The 17,502-nt window shown below is 72.0% G+C and carries 13 protein-coding genes; 3 read left to right on the top strand and 10 right to left on the bottom strand.

Annotation, left to right across the window (positions count from 1 at the left end; all coding sequences use genetic code 11):
• Positions 1 to 34: 34 nt before the first annotated feature.
• Positions 35 to 652, top strand: coding sequence for an SH3 domain-containing protein (locus WMF42_RS05850; protein WP_437690722.1), 618 nt, complete (start codon positions 35 to 37; stop codon positions 650 to 652).
• Positions 649 to 1,920 (top strand): guanine deaminase, encoded by a 1,272-nt coding sequence (locus WMF42_RS05845; RefSeq protein WP_437690720.1) that lies wholly within the window; start codon positions 649 to 651, stop codon positions 1,918 to 1,920. Before WMF42_RS05850 ends, WMF42_RS05845 begins: the two co-directional genes overlap by 4 nt.
• Positions 1,921 to 1,954: 34 nt before the next feature.
• Here WMF42_RS05845 and WMF42_RS05840 read toward each other — a convergent pair whose 3' ends face one another.
• The 4 genes from WMF42_RS05840 to WMF42_RS05825 all read right to left on the bottom strand — a co-directional run bounded on the left by WMF42_RS05840 (position 1,955) and on the right by WMF42_RS05825 (position 7,365).
• A complete protein-coding gene (locus tag WMF42_RS05840; protein ID WP_233562046.1) occupies positions 1,955 to 2,167 on the bottom strand; it encodes a hypothetical protein in 213 nt (70 codons plus the stop codon).
• 144 nt (positions 2,168 to 2,311) lie between these two features.
• A complete protein-coding gene (locus tag WMF42_RS05835) occupies positions 2,312 to 3,694 on the bottom strand; it encodes a hypothetical protein (RefSeq protein WP_061610515.1) in 1,383 nt (460 codons plus the stop codon).
• Positions 3,695 to 4,028: 334 nt separating this feature from the next.
• Entirely contained in the window at positions 4,029 to 5,411 is a 1,383-nt protein-coding gene (locus WMF42_RS05830) for a CCA tRNA nucleotidyltransferase (RefSeq protein WP_434045903.1), read from the bottom strand.
• Positions 5,412 to 5,463: 52 nt separating this feature from the next.
• A complete protein-coding gene (locus WMF42_RS05825) occupies positions 5,464 to 7,365 on the bottom strand; it encodes a protein kinase domain-containing protein (protein WP_437690717.1) in 1,902 nt (633 codons plus the stop codon).
• Between the two features lie 241 nt (positions 7,366 to 7,606).
• Here WMF42_RS05825 and WMF42_RS05820 point away from each other — a divergent pair, with 241 nt between their 5' ends.
• Positions 7,607 to 9,274, top strand: a complete 1,668-nt coding sequence (locus WMF42_RS05820; protein ID WP_061610512.1) for an ABC transporter permease — start codon at positions 7,607 to 7,609, stop codon at positions 9,272 to 9,274.
• Positions 9,275 to 9,299: 25 nt separating this feature from the next.
• Here WMF42_RS05820 and WMF42_RS05815 read toward each other — a convergent pair whose 3' ends face one another.
• The 6 genes from WMF42_RS05815 to WMF42_RS05790 form a co-directional block, all read right to left on the bottom strand.
• Positions 9,300 to 10,544, bottom strand: a complete 1,245-nt coding sequence (locus tag WMF42_RS05815; RefSeq protein ID WP_437690715.1) for a hypothetical protein — start codon at positions 10,542 to 10,544, stop codon at positions 9,300 to 9,302.
• A 52-nt stretch (positions 10,545 to 10,596) separates the two neighbouring features.
• Positions 10,597 to 12,504 (bottom strand): 4Fe-4S binding protein, encoded by a 1,908-nt coding sequence (locus tag WMF42_RS05810; RefSeq protein ID WP_437690713.1) that lies wholly within the window; start codon positions 12,502 to 12,504, stop codon positions 10,597 to 10,599.
• Between the two features lie 5 nt (positions 12,505 to 12,509).
• Entirely contained in the window at positions 12,510 to 13,502 is a 993-nt protein-coding gene (locus WMF42_RS05805) for a DUF362 domain-containing protein (RefSeq protein ID WP_061605314.1), read from the bottom strand.
• 111 nt (positions 13,503 to 13,613) lie between these two features.
• Complete coding sequence (locus tag WMF42_RS05800) at positions 13,614 to 15,389, bottom strand: serine/threonine protein kinase (protein WP_437690711.1); 1,776 nt, start codon at positions 15,387 to 15,389, stop codon at positions 13,614 to 13,616.
• A gap of 352 nt (positions 15,390 to 15,741) precedes the next feature.
• A complete protein-coding gene (locus WMF42_RS05795; RefSeq protein WP_437690709.1) occupies positions 15,742 to 15,975 on the bottom strand; it encodes a hypothetical protein in 234 nt (77 codons plus the stop codon).
• Positions 15,976 to 16,042: 67 nt separating this feature from the next.
• Entirely contained in the window at positions 16,043 to 16,972 is a 930-nt protein-coding gene (locus WMF42_RS05790; RefSeq protein ID WP_437690707.1) for a hypothetical protein, read from the bottom strand.
• Between the last annotated feature and the right edge of the window lie 530 nt (positions 16,973 to 17,502).

Below are 17,502 nucleotides of genomic sequence, written 5' to 3'. Positions count from 1 at the left end.
ACCTGGCTCGCCCCAGCGCGTATCCTCTGCGCTGATGGACGACTCCTCCGCCGGACAGGGCGCCTCGCCCGGCCCCCGCGACGCGCGCGGCGCCTCGACGCGACACGCCGGCGCGCGCCCCGCAGCCCTGGCGGCGCCGCCGCCCGGCGACGCGCCCGCGGCGCCGCCCGCGCGCCGGCTGGACCGGCTGACCGGCCTCGTGCTGCTCGCCGCCACCGCCATCGCGCTGACCCCGACGGCGCCGCTCCTCCTGCGCGCCCTCGCCGGCGAGCGCCCGCCGATGCAGGGCGCCGGCCGGTTCGCGCATCTCCTGGAGCGTCGCTCCCTGGACGAGGAGGCCTCGCGCGCGCACCCCCGCTTCCCGCTCGACGGCGACCCGGGCGCTCACGACCCGCGCTCGGACGACCCGCCCGGCTTCGACGAGGAGGGCGACGAGCCCGGCGCCCCCGCGCGCCTCCAGCTCGGCATCGCGTCGCGCGGCGTCGCGCTCGTCGAGGAGCCGCGGGCGGACGGCGCCCGGGTCGGCGCGATCGCCGCCGGCGAGCTCGTGATGGTCGTGCGCGAGTCGGGCGGGTGGGTGCTCGTCGCCAAGCACCAGGGGGGAAGCATGGTGATGGGCTGGGCGCGCCGGAGCGAGATCGCTGTCCGATGAGCGCGCGGAGCCACCGGTCGCCGCGCGCCTACCGCGGGCGCCTGCTCACGCCGGCCGCCGCGCCGGCGGGCGGCTCCGCCGTCCGCTTCCTGGACGACGCGTTGCTCGTCGTCGACGAGGCAGGCCTCATCGCTCAGGCCCTGCCGTTCGCCCCGGGGGCCTTCCGCGGCCCGGTGCTCGATCTGCGCCCGGCCGTGTTGATGCCCGGCTTCATCGACGCGCACATCCATTTCCCGCAGACCCGCATCATCGGCAGCGCCAGCGGCGCGCTGCTCGACTGGCTCGAGCGGTCCGTCTTCCCCGAGGAGGCCCGTTTCCGTGACGACGGCTACGCTGCCCTCGTCGCCGCCGAGTTCACGGCGCGCCTCCGCGCGTCGGGCACGACCACCTGCGTCGTCTTCTCCAGCTCGTGCCCCGGGGCGACCGACCAGCTCTTCCGCGCCTTGCTGCACGCCGGCCTGCGCGGCATCGCCGGCCTCACGCTGATGGACCAGAACTGCCCCGAGGCGCTCTGTGTCCCTCGCGACGAGGCCATCCCGGCGGCCCGGGATCTCGTGCAGCGCTGGGACGGCGAGGGCCACGGCCTGCTCGAGTTCGCGATCACGCCCCGCTTCGCCCCCAGCTGCTCGCGCCCCTTGATGGAGGCCGCCGCGCGGCTCGCCCAGGATCACGACCTCCTCGTGCAGACGCACGTCGCGGAGACCCCGGCCGAGGCCGAGGCGACGCGCCGAGAGCACCCGTGGGCGCGCGACTACCTCGACGTCTACGATCGCGTCGGCCTGCTCACCGGCCGTACCCTCCTCGCGCACAGCATTCATCTCTCGTCGCGCGAGTGGGATCGCATCGCGGAGACGGGCTCCTCGGTCGTTCACTGTCCCGACTCGAACTTCTTCCTCGGCAGCGGCCGCATGCGCCTCGGCGACGCGCGCGCCCGCGCCGTCCCGGTGGCGCTCGGCAGCGACGTCGGCGCGGGCCGCAGCTTCGACATGCGCCGCAGCATGTCGAGCGCCTTCGACAACGCCGTCTGTCTCGGCGACCGCCTGACGCCTGCCGATCTGTTCGTCGTCGCCACGCAGGGCACGGCCGACGCCGTCGGCCTGGGCCGCGTCATCGGCAGCCTCGACGCCGGCAAGGAGGCCGACTTCATCGCCGTCCGCTTCCCCGAGCACGTCCTCGCCGAGTCGGAGGTCCTGAATCACCTCGTCTTCGCCTCGGAGACCGCCGTCGTCCAGCGCGCCTTCGTCCGCGGCAAGCCCATCTACCCCTGACCCGCAAGCACCTGTTCCCTGTCCGGGGCCGCCCCTACTCGGCTGCCTCGTAGACCTCGAGCTCCCAGACGAGGATCTCGAAATCCCTCCGCAGGATGTACCGCGCCCCGTCGTCCCCCCGCACCTTGAAGTAGAGGTGATCGACGCCCGGCCACCGGTCGAGGATCTCGGTCACCCGCACGCGCCGCTCGCCCAGGGTGAACGCCTCGGGCTCCTCGCTGCCGCCGTGGCCGGCACGGCACGTCATATCGAGCCGCATCTGTCCATCGCGCAGGGTAGCAGGCGCAGGCGCCCGGCTCCCGCGTTCTCCCCGAAGAGGCCGCCGGTCAGCCGGGCGCCGCGTGGCGCTCGGCGAGCGCCACGCGGCGTCGCCCGCGAGCGCTCCCTCGCTTCAGAGCGGATCGACCCAGCAGCCGTACAGCAGGTTCATGCTCGCCGTGTTGTCCTGCACCGCCATGGAGCACGTCTCCTGGCACAGCCGGATGAGCCCCTCCTCGATGTAGAACGACGTCGCCTTGCACTCCTCGGGGCTCTTCACCTGGGTGAAGGTCTGCTTCTGCCCGCCGTTGCTCGGCGTGTACTCGATCCGCACCGTGTCCAGATCGATCGAGTGCCCGTCTGGCGCCTTCGGCACCTCGATCTCGCACGACAGCTTGGCGCCCGAGATCACGCTGTCCGCGATCGCCTGGAACACGGCATCGTAGGTGTCGTACTGGTTGATCGGGTATCTCAGGCCGCCGGTCATGACGCTGAGGCTCTGGTACGTCGTCCCGGGGTCGACCGAGCCGGGGCGGCACTGCTCCCAGGTGGCGGGCTGGTCCGGCGGCCAGGGCGCGGTCACCGGGTTGTTCTCCTTGATGCCCACGAAGCTGAAGAACATGTAGTTGCGCGCGCTCGGCGTCCCGAAGTACTCCGGCGCGGCCGACGTCAGCGCCACGTCGAACGCCTCCGCCGACTTCGTGCCCCCCGCGACGTTCTTGTTCTCCGGCAGATCGTCGTCGAGATCGTACAGCGTGATATCGCCGTCGTCGGTGGCCGTCTTGTTCGTGCCGAGAGATTTCGTCGAGCAGTCGGTGCCGTCGTCGGTGATCTCGACGAACACCTTGAGCGAATCCGGCCGCAGCCATTGCGACCACCCGGCCGACGTCGCCTCGCCCCGCGGCGGCATCGCGCCCTTCAGGGTGTCGATCGCCAGGCAGAGCGAGTCGAGGCTGCCGACCTCCAGGTTGTACTGATAGAAATGCGGTGGGTTCGAGTTCGGCGTCGACGGCACCGGCGAGCAGCTCCCGCTGCCGAGCGGCGCCTCGATACAGACGGACTGCTCCACCGACGAGCTGCCGTGCCTCGAGAGCATGATCACGCGGTAATCGATCCCGCTCCTGTCGATGATCGACGCGAAGTTCTGGTTGATGTTCCGCTGAACGCTCTCGATCTCCTCCGTCATGCTCTCGGAGTTGTCGATGATGAAGATGATGTCGGCCGGACGCTGCTCGTAATCGGCCTGCAAGCTGGTCGCGACGCACGCCGTGTCCTCGTCGAGCCCACCGGCGTCGGGTGTTGTGAAGTCGCCGCCGCCGTTCCCGAGCCCGGGCCCGGTCGTGTCGTCGCCGCCGCTCCCGCCGCCGCTCCCGCCACCGCTGCCGCTCCCGCTGCCTGAGCCGTTGTTGCCGGAGCTCGCCCCACCATCCCCGCCGGAGCACCCACCGATGGCCGCCGCCGACGCGAGAAAACCCAAACCGACCAGCCCAACAAGCTTCTTCGTCGAGAGCTTCAAAATGACCTCCCAATGGGGGGCGCAACAGTGCGCAACGACGGATGCTACCAGAGGCACGTCTCCACGGATGCGATCAGCATGAATTATTTGAATGCGACCGGGGGTAGACAACCCCCCACCGCTGTCGCCCCATGTGCCTTGTCTGCGACGATCGACTCGCGATCTGGGACAGGCTCCCCCAAGGAGCGAGGACATGGCCGAGCGCGGGTGGACGGGCGCGCCGCACGACACAAGGGGTCCGGACGGCCCGGCGAGACCACCCTCGGGTACACGCGACGAGCGCCGCGCACCCGCGCGCGCTCCTTACGTAAGAACTACCTGCAAAGCGCGAAGCTCACGACGAGGCCTTCGACGCGACGAGATCGCGCGCCGCCGCGAGCAGGCGCTCGCGCGTGTTCGCCTCGGGCTCCTCCGTGACGAGCTCGACAAGGCGCTCCAGGATCTCCCCGACGAGCTTGCTGGGCGGAATGCCGAGCTCCTTCATCAGCACACTCCCGTTCACGGCGAGATCCTTGGCAGACAGCGCCGCTCCCGCCGCGAGCATCGCCTCCACGCGCGCCCGGAGACGCCCTATCGAGGCGATGTCCTCCGACGCGTCGCGCCCCTTGCCGAGCGCGTCCGCCACGCCGATCTCGTAGAGATCCGGCGCGAGCCCCGGGGTCACCCGCCGGAGCCACCGGCGCACCGCCGCGTCCGTCCAGGTCTCGTCGTAGCAGATCAGGTGGTGTCGGATGAGCGCCACGATCCGCGCCCGCTCGTCGTTCGAGAACCGGAGCCGCGCGAGGATCGGCTCGGCCATCTCGGCGCCGACCCGCTCGTGCTCGTAGAACGTGTAATCGAGCGTCTTGTCCGAGAACGCGCGCGTCCGCGGCTTGCCGATGTCGTGCATCAGCGCCGCCACGCGGAGGATCGGCTCCGGCGTGCACGCGTCGAGGCAGGCCATCGCGTGCCCCCACACGTCGAAAGCGTGCCAGCGGTTCTGCTCGCACCCGACCGACTCGATCATCTCCGGGCAGGTGATCGCGAGCAGCTCCGTCCGGCGCATGATCTCGAACGCCACGCTCGGCCGGCGCGCGCGCATCGCCTTGAGCCACTCGTCGCGCACCCGCTCCGCGCTCACGCAGCGGAAGGTCTGGTGCGACCGCGCCGTACCCATGGCCCGCTCCGTCTCCGGCTCGATCGACCCCTCCAGCGTCGCCGCGAAGCGCGCTGCGCGCAGCACCCGCAGCCCGTCCTCCGCGAAGCGCTCGTTCGGGTCCCCCACCGCGCGGATGACGTTCGCGTCGAGGTCCTTCCGGCCGCCGAACGGATCGATCAGGTGCCCGTCCACCGGATCGAGCGCGATCGCGTTCATGGTGAAGTCCCGCCGCGCGAGGTCGGCCGTGATGTCGTCCACGAACTCGACCCGGTCCGGCCGCCGCCCGTCGGTGTACGTCCCGTCCCCGCGCAGCGTCGTGACCTCGTACGGCACGCCGCGCACGAGCACGGTCACCGTCCCGTGCTGGATGCCTGTCGGGATCACCTTCCGGAACGCGGCCACGACCTCATCCGGCCGCGCGTCGGTCGCGACGTCCCAGTCCTTCGCGGGCTCCCCGCGGAGCAGGTCGCGCACGCAGCCGCCGACGATCCAGCCGCGCTTGCCGCGCTCGCGGAGGCGGCGACAGATGCCGAGCACGTCCTCGGGGACGAGGGTGATGAGGTGATCGACCTGGGTCACCTCCGCGGCTTATCACGAAGCCCGCAGCGCGGGCCACGCGCCGCGCGGGCGCTCACTTCTTCTCTTTGGCCCAGGGATCCCGGACGTCCGAGCCCTTCGGCGTGCGGGCCGTCGCCGGCGTCGCCGGAGGCCTGCCCCCGCCGGGCCTCACCTTCTGCCCGCCCTTGTCGTCGACCTCGACGAGCTTCACCAGCTTGCTCGGCTCGGTGCCGTCGAGCACCACCGTGCTGGGGACGTACCCCTCGGCGCGGATGTCGATCGTGACCGTCTGCCCCTGCTCGACGTCGATGCTCGCCGGCAGCCTCATCTCCACGCCGTTGCGGTAGCCGACCGCCGTCTCCGGCACCGCGGCCAGCGCGACAACCGTCTTCGGGACCGGCGGCGGCTCGGGCGCCTGCCTGGCCGCGGGCGCCTCGGTGACCGCCGGCTTCGGCGGCGGCGCGGCGTTGTGGCTGGCGGACCCGCTCCCGCCGATCACGAAGATCGCCGTCACGATCCCCACCGCGGCCGCCGCGCCCGCGACCCACACGTAGCGCGGCCACGGCGAGCGCGGGGGCGACGGCGGCGTCGCCGGGACGATCACCTTCGACGTCTTGAAGTAGTCGTGCGGCACGTTGAAGCCGCCCGACCGCGCCATCATCTCCGCGACAGCGCCCGGCACCCCGCCGCCCTTCACGCGCTCGAGATCCTCGTGGAGCTCGCTCATGGTCTGGTAGCGCGACTCCGGCTTCTTCGAGAGGCACTTCAGGATCACCGCCTCAAGCCCGGGCGGGCAGTCCGGCCCGCCGACGAGCGCGCGGATGGGGACCGGCGCCTTGTACATGTGCTGCGTCAGGATCCCCATGAAGTTGTCGGCGTTGAACGGGAGCTGCCGGCTCACGAGCTCGTAGAGCATCACGCCGAGCGAGTAGATGTCGGTCCGGTGATCGATCGGCGCGCCGGCCGCCTGCTCCGGGGACATGTAGTGCGGCGTCCCGAACACAGCGCCCGCGCGCGTCAGCTTGGTCGTCGTGCTGGTCGACACCTTCGCGATCCCGAAGTCGAGGATCTTCACGAAGTTCGGATCGCTGCCGCGCGGCACAACGAACACGTTGTCCGGCTTGAGATCGCGGTGGATGATGCCCGCCTCGTGCGCCGCCGCGAGCCCCGCGGAGAGCTGCAGCGCGATGTGGCAGATGCGGTCCATCGGCAGCTCGTTCGGCGAGTCGATGAGCTGCGCCAGGCTCACGCCTTCCAGGTACTCCATCACGAAGTACGTGGAGCCGTCCGGCAGGTCGCCGAAATCGGAGATGTCGACGATGTGCGGGTTGCCGATGCTCGACGCGGCGCGGGCCTCCTGCACGAAGCGCTCGAAGATCTCGCGGTCCCGCGCGAGCTCCGCGCGCAGCACCTTCACGGCGACGCGCTTGTCGATCACCTTGTGGCGGGCGAGGTAGACGTACCCCATCCCCCCCTCGCCGAGCAGCCGGTCGATCTTGTACCGGTGGTCGAAGGTCGTCCCGATGTACGGGTCCTTGGCGCCGGGCGGCCGCCGCTCGCGCGGCTCGACCTCGTCCGGCGGCGGGATCTCCAGCGACGGCTCGGCCTCGCTCACCGGCGCCGCGCTCGTGCGCCCGCCGACCTCGTCGGCGTCGGGCTCGCTCTGCCGCACGAAGCGCGGGGTCTTCTGGCGCAGCGGCGGCGGCGCGGCGAAGCTCGGCGCCTCGCTCGCCGGCCCCTCGACCCAGCCCGACCTGGAGGGCCTCGACGACGGGCGGACCTCGACGTCCACCTGCGCGCCGTCGCCGGCGCTCCCGGGCTCCACGGACGGCATGCTCGCGGCCCCGACGCCGGACGAGCGCACCCCGACCGACGGGCTGGTGGGACGCGACACCGGCGCCTCCTCGAGCGCGCTCTCGTCCTCGGTGAAGACCCTGCTGCGCGCGGTGTGGTGCTCGTTTTTGGTGGCGCTCATGAAAAGCTCGCGGGCAGAGGTACACGCCACATGCCGCCGTCTGCGGCAGGGCTGGATTCTAGCAGGCGTTCGGTCCGGGAAGCGAGGCCCAGCGAACGCCGCGCGCGAAAGTCCAACCGCCCGCAGGCCTCGTCTCGCCTCGTCTCGTCGACCGCCTCGTCTCGTCGACCGCCGCGCCGCGCCGCGCCGCGCCGAGGCCCAGCGTGCCGCGCGCGCCGCGTTCTGCTAGGAGGGCACCGCGATGAGCTACCCCATCGAGGTCGCGCTGCGATACCTCGGCTCCAAGAAGCGCGCGTTCATCTCGGTCGGCACCATCTTCGCGATCCTCGGGGTCGCGCTCGGCGTCGCGGCGCTCGCGACCGTGATGAGCGTGACCGGGGGTTTCCAGGCGGAGTTCCGCGAGAAGGTCCTCGGCGTCAACGCCCATGTCCTCGTCATCAAGTACTCCACGGATTTCCGGGAGTACCGCTCGATCATGGATCAGGTCGCCAAGGTGCCCGGCGTGGTCGGCGTCGCGCCGTTCAGCATCAACCCCATGATGCTGACGCACGGCGACGCCACGGCGACCGGCGTCCTCGTGAAGGGGGTTGACCCGGCCAGGAGCCTCGGCGTGGGCGCCGACGGCGCCGCAGCGCCCGTGCTCGACCTGCCGCGCCACATCCTCCCCGGCGGCGATCTCGCCGGCCTGCGCCGCCCCGGCGCGAAGCCTCCGGAGCGCGCGGCGCCGCCGTCCTTGCCGGACGTCCCTGCCGTGAAGGCGGACGCGGGCGTGACCGGCGCGCTCGAGCCGCCGGGCGCCGGCGGCGAGATCGATCTCCTGAAGGCGTACGAGGCGCGCATCCAGGAGGACGAGCGCGCCGCCGCCGCGCGCGACGCCGGGGCCGAGCCCGACCCGAGCGCGGCCGATCTCGAGGGCGCGGCGGACGCCGGGGCCGACGAGGGCGCGGCGGGCGAGGCGGTGGACGACGCCGAGGTCGCTGTCGCCGCGGGCGCCCCGCGCGGCTCGATCGAGCCGGAGGGCGGCTACGGCAGCGTGCTCCCCGACGACGACGAGCTGCCCCCCGAGGTCGACCCCGATCCCTGCGCCGACAAGGAGCAGATCGCGAGGATGCCGGGCATCGTGATCGGCGCCGTGCTCGCGAAGAACCTGTCCCTGGAGATCGGCGAGTGCGTCACCGTGACCTCGCCGACGATCGGCTTCTCGTTCTCGAACGGCGCCATCAAGCCGCCGGTCGCCAAGCGGTTCCGGGTCATCGCGATCTTCGAGGCCGGCTTCGAGCAGTACGACACCAAGCTGGCGTACGCCGATCTCTACGAGACGCAGGCCTTCTACGACCACGGCGACACGGTGACCGGCGTCGAGATGAAGGTCGACGACATCGACAACGCCAGCACCATCGCGCGCGAGATCACGAACCTCCTCAGCAACGGGCTCTATTACACGATGGACTGGGAGGAGCTGAACCACGGCCTCTTCACGGCGCTGCGCATCCAGCAGATCGGCATGAGCGCGGTGCTGGCGCTCATCATCGTGGTCGCCGCGTTCACTGTCATCGCGACGCTGATCATGGTGGTGCTCGACAAGAAGAAGGAGATCGCGGTCCTGAAGGCGATGGGCGCGACCGACGGCGCCATCCTGCGCATCTTCCTCTACCAGGGCGCCATCATCGGCGTCGCCGGCACGTCGCTCGGTCTCCTGCTCGGCGTGGCGGTGTGCAAGGGCCTCCTGGTCTACGGCTTCCCGCTCGACCCGAAGGTGTATTTCATCTCTCGCCTCCCCGTGCAGGCGCGCCCGCAGGAGTTCCTGATCACCGGCGCCATCGCCATCCTGATCTGCCTCGCGGCCACGATCGTCCCGAGCCTCTACGCCGCCCGCCTCCGCCCCGCCGAGGGCTTCCGCGCGCAGTGATCTCCCCCCCGGGAGGCGCGGGGAGCTACCGCCGCGGCGCCGAGTAGAGCTTCTGCGCCCCGTCCTTGTCCGAGGCGAGGTACAGCGTGCACTCGTCGGGCGAGAGCGACGGCGTCATGACGGCGTGGGACGGATCCAGGTTCGACAGCAGCATCCTCGCCGTCTGCCCGGCCACCGGGAGCCCGTCGGGGCCGAGCTTCACGTAGAAGCTCCGCAGCACCGACGCCGCCGCGCAGTCGCCGCGCGGGCTGTAGAGCGCCTGGAAGAAGAGCACGCCGCCGTCCGGCGTCACCCACGGGGCGAGGTCGTCGCCCTGCGCCGGGCAGCTGCCCGGCAGGGTGATGTCGAGCGCCTGCGCCTCCGCGTCGTGGGCGCGCATGGTGACGAGCCGGCTCGTGGTCCCCCCGTCGTCCTGGTGCTTGATCATGAACCAGTACCGGTAAGGGCGAGCGGCGTGGGCGACAGCCACCGAGTAGCTCCCCGCGTCCCGGTTGAGCGTGTCGAACGGCACCGCGTTGGTCGCCTCGAGCGCATCCGCGATGATCAGGTCCCGCGGGCTGCCCGGCCCGGCGAGGAAGCGGTCGAGGAGCAGCGAGCCCGGCGGGAACCCGTCGCGCGGCGAGAACGCGTCCACGGGCAAGAGGAGCGGCCCCGACTCCGCCTGCGCGGAGTTGACGAACGCGCTCACCACGGCCTCGCCCCCGGTCCACGGCCGACCGGTGGCCGTGGCGATCTGCCGGTCGCTCGCGGAGCCGAAGCCCGCCACGTAGACGAGCCGCAGGTCTGCCCGGGCCGCGCCGCCCTGGCCGCCGCCGTCACCGGCCGCGCCGCCCTGGCCCCCCGCGCCGCCGTCACCGGCCGCGCCGCCCTGCCCCCCCGCGCCGCCCTGGCCCCCCGCGGCGGGCTCGACGCGCACGCGCGGGAACGCCGGCGATGTCCCGTCGACATCGATCTCCTCCAGCGCGCCGTACGACAGCGGGCCGCTGCGGTCGCTGCAGCGCACGCAGGTCTCGCTGGCCGTGCAGAACTCCCCGTCCCTGCAGGCGCTGCAGCCGCCCTCGCCGCTCCCTCCCGAGGTCGACGTGCTGGACGACGTCGCGAGGACCCCGCCCTCGCCGCCCGCGCCCCCCCCGGCGCCGGCGCCGCCCGTCCCCGAGGTCGACGACGTCGACGAGGTGGACGCGGGGCCCGCCGTGAAGGGCTCGCCGCAGCCGCACAGGGCCGAGGCCGCGGCCAACGAGAGGGTTCCGTAGAAGCGAAGCGTGCGCACCCGAGCTGCCTCCTGCCGTGATCCCGCCGCGCGGAGCAGGCGCGCGCCCGGGTCAAGATGCCTTGTTGTAGTCCGTGTCCTCGAGAAGGATGACGTTCGTCTTCGAGCGGGTCTCGCCGACGCTCGTCACGTAGACCGCCGGTTTGTCCTGCACCGGGCACACCTTCTCGCACGCCCCGCAGCCGATGCACAGCGAAGGATCGACGTGCGGACGCTGCACGTGGACCATCTTCATCGGCGGCTCCTTGCCGTGCTCCGCGGCGACCGGCTCCCGCTTGGGGATGTCGACCTCCTCGACCCAGATCGCCTTGGGCGACGTCGGGCAGAACTCCTCGCAGACGATGCACGGCACGCTCATCGACCACGGCAGGCAGCGCCCCTGGTCGTAGAACGCGGTGCCGATCGAGATCGGCTTCTGGCCGATCCCCATCTTCTGCTCCTCGGTGATCTTCTGGATCGCGCCGGTCGGGCAGACGTCGCCGCAGAGGACGCACGAGTGCTCGCAGTACCCGATGCGCGGGATGACGATCGGCGTCCAGATCCCCTCGATGCCCGCCTCGAAGAACGCGGGGTGGATCGCGTTGTTCGGGCACACCTTCATGCACTCGGCGCACCGGATGCAGCGCTCGAGGAACTCGCGCTCCTCGACCGAGCCCGGCGGCCGGATGACGCGGTGGTCGTAGTTCGCGTCGAGCACGTCGGCGATGCGCGCCGTCGGGATGATCACCGCGCCGGCGGCGGCGGTCGCGAGGGCGGTGCGGCGGCCCGTGTCGGGCTTCACGAGGGCGCTCGTCCGGTTCGGGAGGAAGCGGAACTTGATGACGTCCTCGGGGCACGCGTTCTCGCAGTTGAGGCACATGTGGCACTCGTCCTGCCGCCACTTCACGCCCCCCTGGGGCGAGTCGGCGCCCTGGCAGTGCACGAGGCACAGGTTGCAGTCGGTGCACTTCGCGTGGTCCTTCTGCATCCCGAAGAGCGCGAAGCGCGCGAACACGCCGAGGAAGGCGCCGAGCGGGCAGAGCACGCGGCACCAGAACCGCGGGATGAAGCGGTTCATGAACAGGATCGCGACGAACAGGATCCCGACGAACCACGCATGGTGGAAGTAGAACTGCTTCGTCTGCCACACGCTGGAGGCGAGGAAGTCCTGCGCGTGGTCCGCGGCGAACTGCACCGGCCGGCTCCCGGTCCCTGTCGCGGCGCCGGTCACCACGCTCACGACGTACTGCACGGCCGGGATGACGGCGAGGCCGATCGCGCGGACCGCCACGCAGATCGGATCGAACAGCCCGCCGATCACGCTGCCGGCCGCGCTCGCCGCGAGGAAGGCGTACATGAGGTAGTACTTCACCCGCTGCCGCGTGTACGTCTTGTTCGCCTCGACGCGCTTGCCGCCCTTGCCGTAGCGCGAGGGGAAGATCCACCCGAAGAAGTGGTGGAGGGTCCCGAAGGGGCAGATCCAGCCGCAGAACACGCGCCCGACGACGAGCGTCAGCGCCAGGATCCCGATCGACCAGAGCAGGCCCCGGTAGACCGTGTGCGTCGAGAGCAGCGTCATCGCGCCGACGAACGGGTCGGCGAGGAGGAAGCCCTCGACGGGCAGCGGCAGGCGGACGCGCGCCTCGGACGACACGAACGAGCCGCGGAAGCCGGTCTGGAACAGGAAGTAGAGGAACAGCCCGAGGCAGCCCGCCTGCACGGCGCGGCGGACCCAGACGAGCACCTGGATCGTCTTGCGCGCCGGCAGCCCCGAGCCGTGCCGGCGCTTCGGCGCGGGCCGGACGATCGCGCGCGCCCTGCGCAGCAGCGCGGTCCACGGGGCCACGCGCGCGGCCGCCGCGGCGGCAGGCGCCGCTGCTGTCGTGGAAGGCGCGGCCGCCGCAGCCGGGGGCGCCGCCGCCGCTGCAGCGGCGGCCGAACGATGCGCCGGCGGGGCCGGCGTCGGATCGGGATTTGCCATGAGTACTACACCTCGGCGAGCCGCAGGTTCTGCCAGTGCATCGTGCCCAGGCCGCGCTCGTGGCCCATCTTGATGTACGGGATCTCCTCGGGCTTGCGGCCGATGAGCTGGCACCCGTACGCGTCGGCGGCGACCTGGTCGGTCGTCGCGATGATCGTGTGCATGTCCTTCGCGTCGGCGACGTTCCCGCCCTGCGGCCCGTTGCGCATGAGGACGCGCACGGCGTCCACGATGGTGAGCGTCGGCTGGATGAACGTCGCGAGATCGGCGATGGAGACGTCGATGTTCTGGTGGAGCCGGTTGCGCCGCCCGCCGAGCGCCCCGTACCAGTTCTTCATCGCGGCTGTGTACTTCGACAGGTTGTGGTGCTTCGCGATCGGGACGTTGATCACCTTGTCCGCGTTGACGAGCGGCGTGTAGACGGGCCAGTCGTCGAGCACCTCGCCCTTCAGCCGCATGCCGCGGAAGCGGTGGGCCGCGGGGATGACGACCTCGGCGCCGACGTCGTACGCAGCCTTCCAGATGCCGGAGCGCTGGAAGCAGCGGTTCGGCTCGTTGCACGAGGCGTCGGTCACGATGACGCTCTTGGCGCCGGCGTCGTACGCGAGGCGCACCACCTCGGCCACGACCTTCGGGTTGGTGTTGGCCGCGTGGATGGGCGTGCGATCCCAGCCGATGTTCGGCTTCACGACAACGACGTCGCCGCGCGAGATGAAGCGGCGCATCCCGCCGAGCGCGTCGACGGCCTTGCGGACCAGGGCGGCCGGGTCCGGGCTGCCCTCGGCGAGCGCCTCGACGCCCGCGCGGGCGACGACGAGCTGGGGCACCCCGTCCGACACGTCGCGGAGCCGGTAATCCCGCGTCTGCGGGCGCTCCGCCGCGACAGCGGCGGCGCCGCCCCGATCCCACCGGGCTGCCGCGAGCCCGGCCGCGCCCCCGAGGACGAGGCCTGCTGCGCCCAGCCGACGCAGCACTTCACGTCGAGAGATGTCACTCATGGCCCTCGCCTTCCCTGGCCTTACGGATAGCCTCCCCAGCCTGTCGCCACAAGCAGAGGCGGCCCGGCCACAGCGACGTCCATCGCCTCCACCGACTTCCAGCGGAGGCGCTCAAGGAGGAGCGGCGGTGGACGGCGTGGAGGCCGCTGGGCTCGCCGGCGCCGCCGGCGTGCCCGTGGCGGCGGCCGGGGCGCCTGCGCTCGCCGGCGGCGGCGCCTGCGGCGGCGCGCCGCTCGCGGCGGTCTGCGCCGGCTTCCCCGGCGAGGGCGGCGCCTCGTAGGGATCGGCCGCCTCGGTCCTCAAGCGGTCGCGCTCGGCGATGCAGCTCACGCGCTCGGTGTCGCAGGCGGCGCGCGCCTGCGTGGCGGCGGCGAGCTCGGCGGCGCGCTGCTCGGCGAGGGCCCTGGCCTCGTCGCGCTCGGTGACGAGCGCGGCGCGCGCCTTCTCGGCCTCGGCGAGCCGCTCGCGGTCGGCGAGGCTCGCCTTCTCCGCCTCCGCGGCGCGGTCCTCCCAGGTCTTGAGGCGCGCCGCGTGGGTCGCGTGCAGCGACTGGATCTGGCGCGCGTGCTCCGCCTCGGTCGCGGTGCCGCTCTTCTGCAGGCTGGCGAGCGTCTCGTTGAACTCCGCGCGGTCCTGCTCGCGGGCGCTGCGGCACGCGGTCATGTCGGACTGGGCGATCTGGTGGGACGCGATGCAGGTGTCGAGCTTGTCGAACGACTCGGCCCCCACCTGGCGCGCGCGATCGAGCTCGTTCGCGAGCCGCAGGGTCTCGCGCTTCGAGACGCCGAGCAGCACGACCGCGCAGCCGACGAGGGTCATCGCGCCGGCGGCGATGCGCACGCGCAGGTAGGACGTCTTCTGCTTGATGCGCAGCCGCTCGGCCTCGCGCTCGGCCTCGCGCTCCGGCTCGAGCAGCACGTCGAGCTCCTCGGCGAGCTGGGTCATCGTCGGGCGCTCGCGCGGGTCGATCGCGAGCCACCGCTTGAGCGCCTCCTGGAACATCTGGCGGGGGCGCCCGGTGAGGTCGGGCAGCGCGTTGTCGGCGAGCGGCCTGTCGGCGCGGATCTCGTGGGACTTGACCAGCTCGGTGCGCGTCTGCGCGGACTCGCCCGGGAAGTCCCTGGGGTTCACGAGCGAGTAGAGGAGCGTCGTGGCGAGCCCGTACGTGTCCATCTTCTCGGTCAGCGGGACGACGCCGGGGAAGCCGTTCAGCGCGTGGATCTGCTCGGGCGAGGCGTAGAGCGCGGTGCCTGCGCAGAAGGAGGCCTCGCGCTCCGCGGCCACGCCGAGGTCGAGCAGGATGGGGTGGACGCGGCCGGCGAACCTCGCGAGGAAGATGTTGTCCGGCTTGACGTCCTGGTGCCGGAGCCCGGCCGCGTGGAGCGCTTCCAGCCCGCGCGCGACGGCGAGGAAGATGTCGTGCGCCTCGCGCATGCCGAGGGGGCTGCGCTCGAGGCGCTGCGCGAGGGTCTCGCCCTCGTAGACGGGCATGGTGAGCCACACGTAGTCGGCGTTCATGCCGTGGTCCTTGAGCTGGACGACGTGCGGGTGGCCGACGGTGGCGAGCATGACGAGCTCGCGCTCGACGTTCCGCATCGCGTACAGCGAGCGGGGCATGAGCTTGAGGGCGACCTGGTGCTCGGGGACGTCGACGCGCTGGGCGACGTACACCTTGCCGAACATGCCCTTCCCGAGGAGGCGTCCGAGACGGTAGAGCCCGCCGACGAGCTGGCCGACATCCGGGAGGATGGAGGGGTCGCGGCTGGGTCTGTCGGGATCGTCGGTCCCGCCCCGGGACGTGGTGCGCACCAGGCTCGACGGGTCCGCCACCGTGACGGCGAATGCGTGGACGATCGTGGTGCGGAGGTTCGGGTCGACGATCGGCACGGCGGTTGCCAGGGTAGCGGAAGGGTCGCGCGCAGAGAAAAAAGCCGGCAGGCGGGAGACGGCGGGCTGCGGGATTTTATTCGCAGAGCCGGGCGATCCGCGTCAGGCGGTGGGCTCCGGCGCCGGAGCCATGCCGATCACTGTGGACGCCCCCGGAGCGGCGGACGTTGCACGACGCGCAGGACGGCCCCGTGGACGGAGGCCAGCAGCGCAGCTCACTCCACGGTGAGCCGCGGCGACCGCCCAGGCAGGGCGAAACAGCGAAGGGGCGGCCGGACGGTTCTCGATCCACCATGCGGCCGCCTCCCTCGTCTGGCGGGCTGCCTCTTTCGTGAGCCGGATGCGGGCTCGCTTATCCGCAAGCCGGCTCGAGGCGCGCGATCTCGGCCAGGAGATCGCCTGCGTCGATCGTCCCTTCGCGCGCGCTCGCCAGCGATCTCTCCAGCGCCTCATCGAGGCGAGCCCGCTCCGCGTCGTCCAGGTCGTCGTCGGCCACGACGAGATCGATCAAGGTACCCTCGGCGAAGCTCGTCGGCTCGTCGAGCACCAGCCGGCCGCCCTGAACCTTTGCCCGCAGCGCGCTCATGGTGGCAGCGTACCGCCGCGAGCCCGCGCCAGGTAGCTCACGGTCCGGGGAAGGGAGCCCCCGCGGCTCAGCCCCCGAGGGGCACGGCGGGCGCCGCCGGTGAGGGCATCGCCGGTGAGGGCATCGCCGGCGAGGACGTCGCTGGCGAGGGCGCCGCCGGCGACGGTGACGCCGGCGTCGCTGCCGGGCCGGGCTGCGCCTTGGCCCGGCGGGCTGCGGCGCGCTTGCGGCGGTCGTAAGCGCTCGTCACCTCGCGCACGATCTCCGGCTGGCCCCGGAACACGAAGCGCGCCGCGGACCGCACGAGGCCCATGCGCTCGACCAGCAGCGCCGCCAGCTTGTTGCGGAGCAGCAGGGCCTCCTGCGCTTGCCGGGAGATCGCCTCCGCCTGCGCGGGCAGCCGCCGCAGCTCGGCCGCCACGTCGCGCGCCTCGTCCAGGTAGCCCGCCCGGAAGCCGCCGAGCCCATCGAGCGCGTCGCGGTGCTTCTCGCCGAGGAGCGCATAATCGTCCAGCGCGCTCGCCAGCGCGTCCGCCGTGTCGGGATCCCCCGCGTGCGCCGCGTCGATCCGGGCCAGCATCTCGTCCTTGTCGTCCTCGACGCCATCGTCGAAATAGAAGCTCAAGGTCGCCCCGATCTCCCCCAGCAAGAACTTCCCCCGCTCGCGGGGGCTCTTGTTCTTCTCGACGGTCAGGAGATACCGCGTGTGCGCCTCCTGCGTGGAGCGCTGCAGCGAGAGGATCTCTTCCGCCGTCCTCGGCCCGAGGCGCGCCGCATCTCCCTTCTTGCTGTCCTTCGGGACCGCGGACTCGAGGCCCAGGCGGGTCACCCGCTTCTGGGCATCGGTCTGGGTCTTCCAGTACTTCTCGAAGAACTTCGCCACATCCACCGCCTCCCCGAGGAGCACGTGCAAGGGCACCGTGAGCGCTGGAAGATCACCGGCGTTCATCCTCTGCACGACCTCGGACCACCGCTCGATATCGCTCTTCTTCGACATGTCGACCTCCCCTGGGTCGCTGCGCCGGCCATCCTGTCCGGACGAGCCATCCCGGGCATCCATTCCAGGGAGCCCTGGACCGGGCTCCCCTTCCCATTGACGTGATGACTCCCGTTCTCTCGCCCTGCGCGCCGCGCGAAGCGGGCATCGAAGCGCGCGAGACGCGGGAGCTTCGTGACAGGCCGACAAGGATCCACGTACCGTGCCTGGGGTACACGGCTCCAGGGACAGGAGGTCACGCGCCGGGTTGTCCCTGGCGGGTGACCCCTTGTCCCTGGCAGCGCGCCCCCTGTCCCTGGCAGGTGACCTGTTGTCCCTGGCAGCGTGCCCCCTGTCCCTGGCGGGTACACCACCGGTCGTGACAGCGTGGGTCCGTTGTCCCTGCCGGCGCGCTCCGCGTCCCTGCCGGCGCGCTCCGCGTCCCTGCCGGCGCGCTCCGCGTCCCTGCCGGCGCGCTCCGCGTCCCTGCCGGCGCGCTCCGCGTCCCTGACCGGCGCTTCCGCGTCCCTGACCGGCGCTTCCGCGTCCCT

This window comes from Sorangium sp. So ce176 (assembly GCF_051519835.1).
Taxonomy (GTDB): domain Bacteria; phylum Myxococcota_A; class Polyangia; order Polyangiales; family Polyangiaceae; genus Sorangium; species Sorangium cellulosum_G.
The sequence above is the reverse complement of the archived record's forward strand: the minus strand, read 5'-3'. Positions and strand labels throughout refer to the sequence as shown.